Annotated in this window: 11 protein-coding genes; all 11 read left to right on the forward strand. The window is 65.1% G+C overall.

The genetic code is table 11. The annotated features are described in order from the left end of the window. Positions 1 to 44 precede the first annotated feature (44 nt). The 11 genes from ASG84_RS19700 (at position 45) to secG (ending at position 10957) form a co-directional block, all read left to right on the forward strand. On the forward strand, positions 45 to 1367 hold the full coding sequence (locus ASG84_RS19700) for a bifunctional 3,4-dihydroxy-2-butanone-4-phosphate synthase/GTP cyclohydrolase II (RefSeq protein WP_235581749.1): 1323 nt from the start codon (positions 45 to 47) through the stop codon (positions 1365 to 1367). Further along, entirely contained in the window at positions 1364 to 1861 is a 498-nt protein-coding gene (ribH, locus tag ASG84_RS19705) for a 6,7-dimethyl-8-ribityllumazine synthase (protein WP_057478681.1), read from the forward strand. Before ASG84_RS19700 ends, ribH begins: the two co-directional genes overlap by 4 nt. 29 nt (positions 1862 to 1890) lie before the next feature. Further along, positions 1891 to 2349 carry a PH domain-containing protein gene (locus tag ASG84_RS19710; protein WP_057478796.1) on the forward strand — a complete coding sequence of 153 codons (459 nt, stop codon included), beginning with the start codon at positions 1891 to 1893 and terminating at the stop codon, positions 2347 to 2349. 72 nt (positions 2350 to 2421) lie between these two features. Continuing rightward, positions 2422 to 4512 (forward strand): excinuclease ABC subunit UvrC, encoded by a 2091-nt coding sequence (uvrC, locus tag ASG84_RS19715; protein ID WP_057478797.1) that lies wholly within the window; start codon positions 2422 to 2424, stop codon positions 4510 to 4512. Between the two features lie 83 nt (positions 4513 to 4595). Beyond that, entirely contained in the window at positions 4596 to 5462 is an 867-nt protein-coding gene (gene rapZ, locus ASG84_RS19720) for an RNase adapter RapZ (RefSeq protein ID WP_057478798.1), read from the forward strand. Beyond that, a complete protein-coding gene (locus ASG84_RS19725; RefSeq protein WP_057478682.1) occupies positions 5459 to 6484 on the forward strand; it encodes a gluconeogenesis factor YvcK family protein in 1026 nt (341 codons plus the stop codon). The genes rapZ and ASG84_RS19725 overlap by 4 nt, the downstream gene beginning before the upstream one ends. Continuing rightward, a complete protein-coding gene (whiA, locus tag ASG84_RS19730) occupies positions 6475 to 7458 on the forward strand; it encodes a DNA-binding protein WhiA (RefSeq protein WP_032377822.1) in 984 nt (327 codons plus the stop codon). The genes ASG84_RS19725 and whiA overlap by 10 nt, the downstream gene beginning before the upstream one ends. 120 nt (positions 7459 to 7578) lie before the next feature. Then, positions 7579 to 8598, forward strand: coding sequence for a type I glyceraldehyde-3-phosphate dehydrogenase (gene gap / locus ASG84_RS19735; RefSeq protein ID WP_032365753.1), 1020 nt, complete (start codon positions 7579 to 7581; stop codon positions 8596 to 8598). A 5-nt stretch (positions 8599 to 8603) separates the two neighbouring features. Further along, on the forward strand, positions 8604 to 9815 hold the full coding sequence (locus tag ASG84_RS19740) for a phosphoglycerate kinase (protein WP_057478683.1): 1212 nt from the start codon (positions 8604 to 8606) through the stop codon (positions 9813 to 9815). 3 nt (positions 9816 to 9818) lie between these two features. Next, positions 9819 to 10604: a triose-phosphate isomerase gene (gene tpiA / locus ASG84_RS19745; protein WP_032403368.1), complete on the forward strand. Its 786-nt coding sequence runs from the start codon at positions 9819 to 9821 to the stop codon at positions 10602 to 10604. Positions 10605 to 10723: 119 nt separating this feature from the next. Further along, positions 10724 to 10957, forward strand: coding sequence for a preprotein translocase subunit SecG (gene secG, locus ASG84_RS19750; RefSeq protein WP_057478684.1), 234 nt, complete (start codon positions 10724 to 10726; stop codon positions 10955 to 10957). Positions 10958 to 11005: the final 48 nt, after the last annotated feature.

The following is an 11005-nucleotide window of genomic DNA, read 5'->3' on the forward strand; positions in this document are numbered from 1 at the left end:
CGAAGGGCGCTGAGCCAGGCCCGAGACGTATGGAGCGCACTTTCGTGACCAGGTTCGACAGTATCGAGCGCGCAGTTGCGGACATCGCTGCGGGCAAAGCCGTGGTGGTCGTCGATGACGAGGACCGCGAAAACGAAGGCGATCTGATCTTCGCCGCCGAGAAGGCCACCCCGGAGTTGGTCGCCTTCATGGTTCGCTACACCTCCGGCTATCTCTGTGTTCCGTTGTCCGGTGAGGATTGCGACCGACTCGGTCTGCCGCCGATGTTCGCCACCAACCAGGACAAGCACGGAACCGCGTACACGGTGACCGTCGACGCCCGCGAGGGAATCGGAACCGGGATCTCGGCCTCCGACCGTGCAGCCACGATGCGACTCCTCGCCGATCCCGACACCGGGGCCGGCGACTTCACTCGCCCCGGCCACGTCGTACCGCTGCGCGCCAAGGACGGCGGAGTCTTGCGTCGCCCCGGCCACACCGAGGCGGCCGTCGACCTGGCCCGGATGGCCGATCTGCGGCCCGCAGGCGTCATCTGCGAAATCGTCAGCCAGAAGGACGAAGGCGCGATGGCCCAGACCGACGAACTTCGCGTGTTCGCCGACGAGCACGATCTCGCGCTCATCTCGATCGCAGACCTGATCGCCTGGCGTCGCAAGCACGAAAAGCACGTCGTGCGCGTCGCCGACGCACGAATCCCCACCAGCCACGGCACCTTCCGGGCTGTCGGCTACCAGAGCATCTACGACGAGGTCGAGCATGTTGCCCTCGTGCGCGGCGACATCGCCGGGCCCGACGGTGACGGCAACGACGTGCTCGTTCGCGTCCACTCGGAATGCCTCACCGGTGACGTCTTCGGCTCGCTGCGCTGTGACTGCGGACCGCAACTGGACGCCGCCCTCGAAATGGTGGCCGCCGAGGAACGCGGAATCGTCCTCTACATGCGCGGACACGAGGGCCGTGGAATCGGACTGCTGCACAAATTGCAGGCCTACCAGTTGCAGGACGCCGGCTCCGACACCGTCGACGCCAACTTGCAGCTCGGCCTGCCCGCCGACTCCCGCGACTACGGAATCGGTGCCCAGATCCTCGTCGACCTCGGTGTGTCGTCGATGCGTCTGCTCACCAACAATCCGGCCAAGCGAGTGGGACTCGACGGCTACGGTCTGCACGTGACCGAGCGAGTGCCGATGCCGTTGCGCGCCAACGCCGAGAACCTCACGTACCTGCGCACCAAGCGCGACCGCATGGGCCACGACCTCACCGGTCTGGATGAGTACGAAAATGGTCATTCCGCAGGCTCCACTCCTGTTCCTGACAATGGTCATTCCGCAGGCTCCACTCCCGGCGAAAACGGAGTCACCCCATGAGCGGCGACGGCGAACCCACCCTCCAGCTCGCCGGTGCGAACGATCTGAAGCTGGCGATCGTGGCCGGCCAGTGGCATCGAACGATTTCCGAGGCACTGCTCGCGGGAGCGCTGCGCAAAGCCGAGTCGGCGGGAGTGGAGGACGTCACCGTGATCCGCGTCGCCGGTGCCATCGAGTTACCTGTCGTCGCTCAGGCGCTGGCCCGCAACCACGATGCCGTCGTGGCCCTCGGCGTCGTCATCCGCGGCGGCACACCGCATTTCGAGTACGTGTGCGACGCCGTCACGGCCGGCTTGACGCGAGTATCGCTGGACGAGGGCACTCCGGTCACCAACGGGGTGCTCACCACCAACGACGAGCAGCAGGCGCTCGATCGGGCCGGCCTGCCCGGCTCGTTCGAGGACAAGGGCGCACAGGCGACTGCAGCGGCGATCGATACGGCGTTGACTCTGAAGCATCTGCGCCAACCTTGGACGAACCAGGAGTTCACGTGACCGGCGGCGAACCGACCCAACAGTGGGACATGCAGGTGAAATCTCGCAAGTCCGCGCGCTACGCCATTGCGACGGCAGTCTTGCTCGTCGTGGCGCATTCGACCGTCGCTGTCCTGCTCCGGGTATCACCGACCGGGGTGTACTTTCGGACCGCCGACCAACTCGCGATGGCCGGAATCGGAGTTCTGCTCGGCGGCCTGGCATTGGTGCTCACCCGCCCGCGAATTCGTGTCGGACCCGCAGGTGTCGCGGTACGTAACTTGCTCTCGGAGCGCCTGATCGAATGGGATCTGGTGCAAGGGCTGTCCTTCCCCGACGGAGCGATGTGGGCACGTGTCGACATCCCCGACGACGAGTTCATCAACGTGATGGCCATCCAGTCCAACGATCGTGAGCACGCGGTCGCCGCAGTGCGGAAGTTCCGGACACTCGAACGCAAATACGCACCCACCGCATCGGTTCCGACCGACGCGGTGGATCAGAACTGACGTAGCAGGGCATCCACCACACCTGAGCTGCGGATGCGGAGAACGTCGGACCCGACGGCTAACGTGGTTGCCGTGTCCGACCCCGCTACTTACCGTCCGGCCACCGGAACTATCCCGGTGGAGCCGGGTGTGTACAAATTTCGAGATCCCCACGGCCGCGTCGTCTACGTGGGTAAGGCCAAAAGCCTCCGCAGTCGGCTCAACTCCTACTTCGCCGACGTCGCCTCGTTGCATCCTCGCACCCGCCAGATGGTCACCACCGCGGCGTCGGTCGAATGGACGGTAGTCACCACCGAGGTGGAGGCACTGCAGCTCGAGTACAACTGGATCAAGGAATTCGATCCGCGATTCAACGTCCGCTACCGGGACGACAAGAGCTATCCGATGCTCGCGGTGACGATGAACGAGGAATACCCACGTCTGTTCGTGTACCGCGGACCTCGCCGCAAGGGCGTGCGCTATTTCGGCCCGTACGCGCACGCGTGGGCCATTCGCGAGACGCTCGATCTGTTGCTGCGGGTGTTCCCTGCGCGCACGTGCTCGACCGGAGTGTTCAAGCGGCACAATCAGATCGGCAGACCCTGCCTGCTGGGGTATATCGACAAGTGCTCGGCGCCGTGCGTCGGCCGGGTCAGCGCGGAGGAGCACCGCCGCACCGTAGAGGACTTCTGCGACTTTCTGGCCGGTAAGACCGACAAGCTCGTGCGGCAGCTCGAGAAGAAGATGCAGGCGGCATCCGAGGACTTGGACTTCGAGACCGCCGCGCGTCTACGCGACGACGTCGGTGCACTGCGTCGCGCCTTGGAGAAGCAGGCGGTGGTGCTCGGCGACGGTACCGACGCCGACCTTGTCGCGTTCGCCACCGACGCCCTCGAAGCTGCCGTGCAGGTATTCCACGTTCGCGGTGGCCGTGTTCGAGGACAACGGGGCTGGGTGGTGGAGAAGGCGGGTGAAGTGATCGAGCGGCAGGACGAGGCCGATCTGCCCGCACTGGTCGAGCAGTTCCTCACTCAGTTCTACGGCGAGCAGGCCGCGCTGACTGCACAGGCACCGGGCGGCGACGACGGTGGCTCCAATGCAGTTCCGCGCGAGGTGCTGGTGCCGGTTCTGCCCGACAATGCCGACGAGGTCCAGACGTGGCTCAGCGAGCTTCGGGGGTCCAACGTGACTCTGCGTGTTCCTCAGCGCGGCGACAAGAAAGCGTTGGCCGAGACCGTCGAGCGCAATGCCAAGGAAGCCCTGCAGCAACACAAGCTGAAGCGAGCGGGGGATTTCACGTCGAGATCTGCTGCGCTGCAAGGGATTCAGGAAGCTCTTGATCTGGATTCGGCACCGTTACGCATCGAGTGCATCGACATCTCTCATGTCCAGGGAACCGATGTGGTGGCATCTCTCGTCGTCTTCGAGGACGGGCTGCCTCGCAAGAGCGACTACCGCCACTACGCGATCAAGGAAGCGGCAGGCGACGGGCATTCCGATGACGTCGCCAGCATCGCCGAGGTGACTCGGCGTCGATTCCTCCGACACTCCGCCGATGGGGCGACCGAAGCGAGCGGAGGCGATCTGGCTCCGGAAGCAGCACTCGACCCCCAGACCGGCAGGCCTCGAAAGTTCGCCTACCCACCGAACTTGTTCGTCGTGGACGGCGGTGCCCCTCAGGTGGCCGCAGCCGCGGCGGTGCTGGACGAACTGGGCGTGACCGACGTGGCAGTGGTCGGTCTCGCCAAGCGACTCGAAGAGGTGTGGGTGCCCGGCGAGGAGGATCCGGTCATCCTGCCGCGAACCAGCGAGTCCCTCTACCTGCTGCAGCGAGTTCGCGACGAGGCACACCGATTTGCAATCACGTTCCACCGCAGCAAGCGATCTCGTCGAATGACGGCCTCGGCCCTCGATTCGGTCCGCGGACTCGGCGAATCGCGGCGAACGGCGCTGGTCGCACACTTCGGTTCGGTCGCCAACCTCAAGCGTGCGACGGTCGCGGAGATCGTCGAGGTGCCGGGAATCGGGGAAACCACCGCGAAGTCAGTGCTGGCGGCGCTCGGTTCGGACGCGGACGACGCCGATGTAGGCGATGATGGCAACGCAACTGAAACGACATCGGGCGAGAACACGACGGAACATGCGATCGCACCGCGCGTGGAATCGGCGGGACAGGCTTCGTAGTGAGCGAACACCAGACACAGAGACATCCGCCATCCGACGATCAGGTCGAGCCGCCTGCCGAGCCGGAATCGCGGCACGATGGGATAGAGGTGGCGTTGGTCACCGGCGTCTCCGGTGCAGGGTTGCGCACTGCAGCCAAGATTCTCGAGGACCTCGGTTGGTACGTCGCCGACAACCTGCCCCCCGAGCTCATCTCGAAGATGGTCGACCTCGGACTGGAATCTAGGCCCCGCATCGAGCGACTCGCGCTGGTGATGGATGTCCGAAGCCGACTGTTCACCGGGGATCTGGGCTGGGTCGTCCAAGAGCTCGACTCCAAGGGAGTGCGCAACCGCGTGCTGTTCCTGGACGCGTCCGACGCCGTGCTCATTCGCAGATTCGAGTCCAACCGGCGCAGTCATCCGTTGCAGAACGACGGTCAGGACGGAACGCTGACCGAGGGCATCACCGCAGAACGGTTGCGGCTCGCGCAGGTCAAAGCTGCGGCCGATCTGACCGTGGACACCACATCGCTGTCGGTTCATCAGCTGCGACGCAAGATCGAGACGGTGTTCGGTGATACGAACACCAGCGGCGTCGGCGTCACAGTGCAGTCGTTCGGATTCAAGTACGGCCTGCCGATGGACGCCGACCTGGTCTGCGACGTCCGCTTTCTGCCCAATCCACATTGGGTGCCCGAGCTCCGCGAGCACACAGGACAGGACGCGGACGTACGCGATTACGTCTTGGGGCAGGACGGAGCCCGCGACTATCTGCAGACGTACGCGCACCTGTTGAATCTGACGATCGAAGGATATGTGCGGGAAGGCAAGAGGTACATGACGGTAGCCGTGGGCTGCACCGGAGGTAAGCATCGAAGTGTGGCGATGACCGAAGCGCTCGCTGGAATTCTCGCCGAACAGGGTGATGTGTCCGTGCGCGTACTGCATCGCGATCTGGGTCGCGAATGAGCGAGGTCGGTACCGCAGCGCAGGGGCCGGGTCCGAAGATCGTTGCCCTCGGCGGCGGTCACGGTCTGTACGCAACCCTCTCCGCGGCCAGGCTGCTCGGCCACGACGTGACCGCCATCGTCACGGTTGCCGACGACGGAGGATCGTCGGGGCGTCTGCGGGCCGAGCTCGGCGTCATCCCGCCGGGAGATCTGCGCATGGCACTGGCTGCGCTGGCTCGCTCCGACGAGCGAACGCAGCTGTGGACCGATGTTCTGCAGCATCGGTTCGGGGGTACGGGTGCGTTGGCCGGACACTCGGTGGGCAACCTCATCCTCGCCGGCCTCACCGAAGTGCTGGGAGACCCGATCGCTGCGCTCGACGAGATGGTGCGGATGCTCGGAATCGACGGGCGAGTGCTTCCGATGTCGCCCATCGCACTCGACATAGAAGCGGACGTCTCGGGCCTCGAGGACGACCCGCGGGTCAGCCGCGTCATCCGTGGACAGGTGGCGGTGGCGACCACCCCCGGCAAGGTTCGGCGAGTGCGGTTGCTGCCACCCGACCCGCCGGCTTCGGCGGATGCCCTCGCGGCGATCGAGCAAGCCGACCTGGTGGTGCTCGGTCCCGGGTCCTGGTTCTCGAGTGTCATTCCACACGTGCTGGTGCCGGATCAGCTCGCCGCGCTGGCCCGTACTTCCGCGCCGAAGGTGCTCGTGTTGAACCTGGCACCGGAGCTGGGGGAGACCACCGGATTCTCCGCCGAGCGCCATGTCCACGTACTCTCCCAACACGCACCTGATTTGGGAATCGACTACGTGTTGGTCGATTCCGCCTCGGTCCCGGAGGGCAGCAACCGCGAACACGTAGCGCGGGCAGCAGCCCGGCTCGGTGCTGAGGTCGTTTACGTCGATGTTGCCGAAAACGGCACTCACGCACATCATTACGGAAAGCTTGCTGCAGCTCTCGGTTCCATCGTGACGCCCACCGGCGGCACTGCACCGACTGCTGCACGCAGAGAGGGGATCACTTCGTGGCCATGACAGCGGAGGTCAAGGACGAGCTGAGCAGGCTCACCGTCAGTCAGGTCAGTTGCCGCAAGGCCGAGGTGTCCGCGCTCCTGCGATTCGCCGGTGGATTGCACATCGTGGCCGGTCGGGTCGTGGTCGAGGCGGAGGTGGATCTCGGGTCCATTGCCAGGCGGCTGCGTCGCGAGATCTTCGAGCTGTACGGCTACTCCTCGGACGTGCACATGCTCGGTGCCGGCGGGCTGCGCAAGACCTCGCGTTATGTGGTCCGAGTGGCCAAGGACGGGGAGGCTCTGGCTCGCCAGACCGGTTTGTTGGATCTGCGTGGGCGCCCGGTTCGTGGACTACCCGCGCAGGTGGTCGGCGGCACGGTGGGGGACTCCGAAGCAGCGTGGCGTGGTGCGTTCCTCGCACACGGCTCGCTCACCGAACCGGGCCGATCCTCGGCGCTCGAGATCAGCTGCCCAGGGCCGGAAGCCGCCTTGGCGCTCGTCGGAGCGGCCCGCCGACTCGGCGTCGCCGCCAAGGCCCGAGAGGTTCGCGGAACCGATCGAGTGGTCGTGCGCGACGGCGAGGCCATCGGCGCGCTTCTCACCCGGATGGGAGCACAGGACACCAGGCTCGTCTGGGAAGAACGTCGAATGCGGCGCGAGGTGAGGGCCACGGCCAACCGACTCGCGAATTTCGACGACGCAAACCTCCGACGCTCGGCTCGAGCGGCCGTTGCCGCCGCAGCGCGGGTCGAGCGAGCGCTGAACATCCTCGGCGAGGACGTGCCGGATCATCTCGCTGCCGCGGGTTCGCTCCGAGTTCAGCATCGCCAGGCGTCACTGGAAGAACTCGGGCAACTGGCCGACCCGCCGATGACGAAGGATGCGGTGGCGGGTCGAATCCGGCGCCTGCTGTCCATGGCCGACCGCAAGGCGAAGGAAACCGGAATTCCGGACACCGAGTCTGCAGTCACCGCGGAGTTGCTCGACGAGGCGTGACCACTCCGATCGAGTGATGCGCGCGCTCTGCCTGCGCGCACACTAGGGTAGGAACCGCGTGTGGCACCCCGCACGCAGGCACAATCAGACATCTGTTTTCACAACTTTTAGGAGCGAACAGTGACGATCCGGGTAGGCGTCAACGGCTTCGGCCGCATCGGGCGTAACTTCTTCAGGGCAGTCGACGCGCAGAAGGCGCTCGGTACCACCGACATCGAAATCGTTGCTGTCAACGACCTGACCGACAACGCATCGCTCGCACACCTGCTCAAGTACGACTCGATCCTGGGCCGCTTGCCGCACGATGTCTCGCTCGAGGGCGAAGACACCATCGTCGTCGGCGGCCAGAAGATCAAGGCGCTGTCGCTGCGCGAAGGCCCGTCTGCACTTCCGTGGGGTGACCTGGGCGTCGACGTCGTCGTCGAGTCCACCGGCATCTTCACCGACGCTGCCAAGGCCCAGGGCCACATCGACGCCGGTGCCAAGAAGGTCATCATCTCCGCGCCCGCCAAGGGTGAGGACATCACCATCGTGATGGGCGTGAACGACGACAAGTACGACGGCAGCCAGAACATCATCTCGAACGCGTCGTGCACCACCAACTGCCTCGGCCCCATCGCCAAGGTTCTCGACGACGAGTTCGGCATCGTCTCGGGCCTGATGACCACCATCCACGCGTACACGCAGGATCAGAACCTGCAGGACGGCCCGCACAGCGACCTGCGTCGCGCCCGCGCGGCAGCGCTGAACGTCGTCCCCACCGGTACCGGTGCAGCCAAGGCCATCGGCCTGGTTCTCCCGCAGCTGCTCGGCAAGCTCGACGGCTACGCACTTCGGGTGCCGATCCCCACCGGCTCGGTCACCGACCTGACCGCTCTGCTGAAGAAGAAGGCCAGCGCGGACGACATCAACGCCGCGATGAAGGCAGCAGCCGAAGGCCCGCTGAAGGGCATCCTGAAGTACAACACCGATCCGATCGTGTCCTCGGACATCGTGACCGACCCGCACTCGTCGATCTTCGACGCGCCGCTGACGAAGGTCATCGACGATCAGGTCAAGATCGTCTCCTGGTACGACAACGAGTGGGGCTACTCCAACCGCCTCGCCGACCTCATCGGTCTCGTCGGCAAGTCCCTCTGACACCGATGGCTGTCAAGACACTGCAGGATCTGCTCGATGCCGGTGTCGAAGGCCGTGGCGTCCTCGTGCGATCGGACTTCAATGTTCCGCTCGAGGACGGCGCGATCACCGATCCCGGCCGTATCCAGGCGTCGATCCCGACACTTCGAGCGCTGGTCGAGGCGGGTGCCAAGGTCATCGTCACCGCCCACCTCGGGCGTCCGGACGGCAAGCCCGACGCGAAGTACAGCCTGGCACCCGTCGCCGCGAAGCTCGGCGAGCTGCTGGGTCGCCACGTTCAGCTCGCGGGCGATGTGGTGGGTCAGGACGCCGAGGCTCGCGCCGAGGGTCTGACCGACGGCGACGTGTTGCTGCTCGAGAACATTCGTTTCGATCCGCGCGAGACCAGCAAGGACGAGTCCGAGCGAGTTGCTCTGGCTCGTGAGCTCGTAGCGCTGGCCGGCGACGACGCGGCATTCGTCTCCGACGGATTCGGCGTCGTGCACCGTAAGCAGGCGTCGGTCTACGACGTGGCGCAGTTGCTGCCGCATTACGCGGGCACCCTCGTCGCTGCCGAGGTCGAGGTGCTGGCCAAGCTCACCGAGGATGCGGCACGTCCGTACGCGGTGGTGCTCGGCGGCTCCAAGGTCTCGGACAAGCTCGGTGTCATCGAGGCGTTGGCTCCCAAGGTCGACACCTTGGTGATCGGCGGCGGAATGGCCTTTACTTTCCTTGCGGCACAGGGTTATTCGGTCGGAAACTCGCTGCTTCAGGAGGATCAGATCGGAGTCTGCAAGGATTTGCTCGAGCGCTTCGGTGACGTGATCCACCTTCCCGTCGACATCGTCGTGGGAGACAAGTTCGCGGCGGATGCCGAGGCGAAGACCGTGAAGGCCTCCGAGATTCCGGACGGCTGGATGGGCCTGGACATCGGACCCGACTCGGTCAGTCGTTTCGCCGTCGTCCTCTCGAATGCCAAGACCGTCTTCTGGAACGGACCTGCAGGGGTGTTCGAGTTCGACAAGTTCTCGGCCGGCACCAAGGGCATTGCCGAAGCGATCATCGGAGCCACCGAGAAGGGCGCGTTCAGCGTCGTCGGCGGCGGCGACTCCGCGGCGGCGGTGCGCACCCTCGGGTTGCCCGACGACGGCTTCTCGCACATCTCCACCGGCGGCGGTGCTTCCCTCGAATACCTCGAAGGCAAGCAGCTCCCCGGCCTATCCGTCCTGGAGGCGTAACGCATGGCACGTAAGCCGCTCATCGCGGGCAACTGGAAGATGAACCTCAACCACCTCGAGGCCATCTCGCTGGTGCAGAAAATCGCTTTCTCGTTGCCCGAGAAGTACTTCGACAAGGTCGACGTGACGGTGATCCCGCCGTTCACCGATATCCGTAGCGTGCAGACCCTGGTCGAGGGCGACAAACTCCTGCTCACGTACGGTGCACAGGATGTCTCGTCCGAGGACAAGGGTGCCTTCACCGGCGAGATCAGCGGTTCGATGCTGGCCAAGCTGGGATGCACCTTCGTCGTCGTCGGTCACTCGGAGCGACGCACGCTGCACAGCGAGGACGACGCCGTCGTCCTCGCCAAGACGAAGGCGGCGCTGAAGAACGGCCTGACTCCGATCGTCTGCATCGGTGAGGGGCTGAACATTCGCGAGGCCGGCGAGCACGTGGCCTACAACGTGGCCCAGTTGCGTGGTTCGCTCAGCGGGCTGTCGGCCGACGACATCTCGAAGGTCGTCATCGCCTACGAACCGGTGTGGGCGATCGGCACCGGTCGAGTTGCGTCGGCATCGGACGCGCAGGAAGTGTGCGGTGCAATTCGCGAGGAACTGAAGGCGCTGTCCTCGGACGAGGTCGCCGCGGGCGTGCGCGTGCTGTACGGCGGCTCGGTCAACGCGAAGAACGTCGGCGAGATCGTCGGCCAGCCCGATGTCGACGGTGCCCTGGTCGGGGGAGCGTCGCTCAAGGCGGACGAATTCGCCACGCTGTCGGCTATCGCCGCAGGTGGACCCCTGCCCTGATCGACCCTCGGCAACGCTGCAACGAACGGTTCTCGGACACCTCGCTTCGGCGGGGTGTCCGAAGCCGTTCGTGAGGCCAGGTAGGCTGCTGAAGGCATCGAATCGAGTTTGAGGTGGACATGGATCTGTTTCTGGATATTCTGCTGGTCATCACCAGTCTGGCGTTGATCTTGCTGATCCTGCTGCATCGCGGCAAGGGTGGCGGATTGTCCAGTCTGTTCGGTGGCGGAGTGCAGTCCAGCCTGTCCGGTTCCACCGTCGTCGAGAAGAACCTGGATCGTCTGACGCTGTTCACCGGCCTGATCTGGCTCATCGCCATCCTCGGAATCGGCCTGGAGATCAAGTACACCTGATCCACTTCGGCTCCGAGTGCGAGTTGGTGACGAAGCGACGATACTGGG

It is taken from the genome of Rhodococcus sp. Leaf278 (genome assembly GCF_001426085.1).
In the GTDB taxonomy this organism is placed as follows: Bacteria; Actinomycetota; Actinomycetes; order Mycobacteriales; family Mycobacteriaceae; genus Rhodococcoides.

Coding starts and splice junctions, on each gene's coding strand:
- ASG84_RS19710 (WP_057478796.1), top strand. CDS start 1,891: ATGCAGGTGAAATCTCGCAAGTCCGCGCGCTACGCCATTGCGACGGCA.
- secG (WP_057478684.1), top strand. CDS start 10,724: ATGGATCTGTTTCTGGATATTCTGCTGGTCATCACCAGTCTGGCGTTG.
- ASG84_RS19740 (WP_057478683.1), top strand. CDS start 8,604: ATGGCTGTCAAGACACTGCAGGATCTGCTCGATGCCGGTGTCGAAGGC.
- tpiA (WP_032403368.1), top strand. CDS start 9,819: ATGGCACGTAAGCCGCTCATCGCGGGCAACTGGAAGATGAACCTCAAC.
- ribH (WP_057478681.1), top strand. CDS start 1,364: ATGAGCGGCGACGGCGAACCCACCCTCCAGCTCGCCGGTGCGAACGAT.
- ASG84_RS19725 (WP_057478682.1), top strand. CDS start 5,459: ATGAGCGAGGTCGGTACCGCAGCGCAGGGGCCGGGTCCGAAGATCGTT.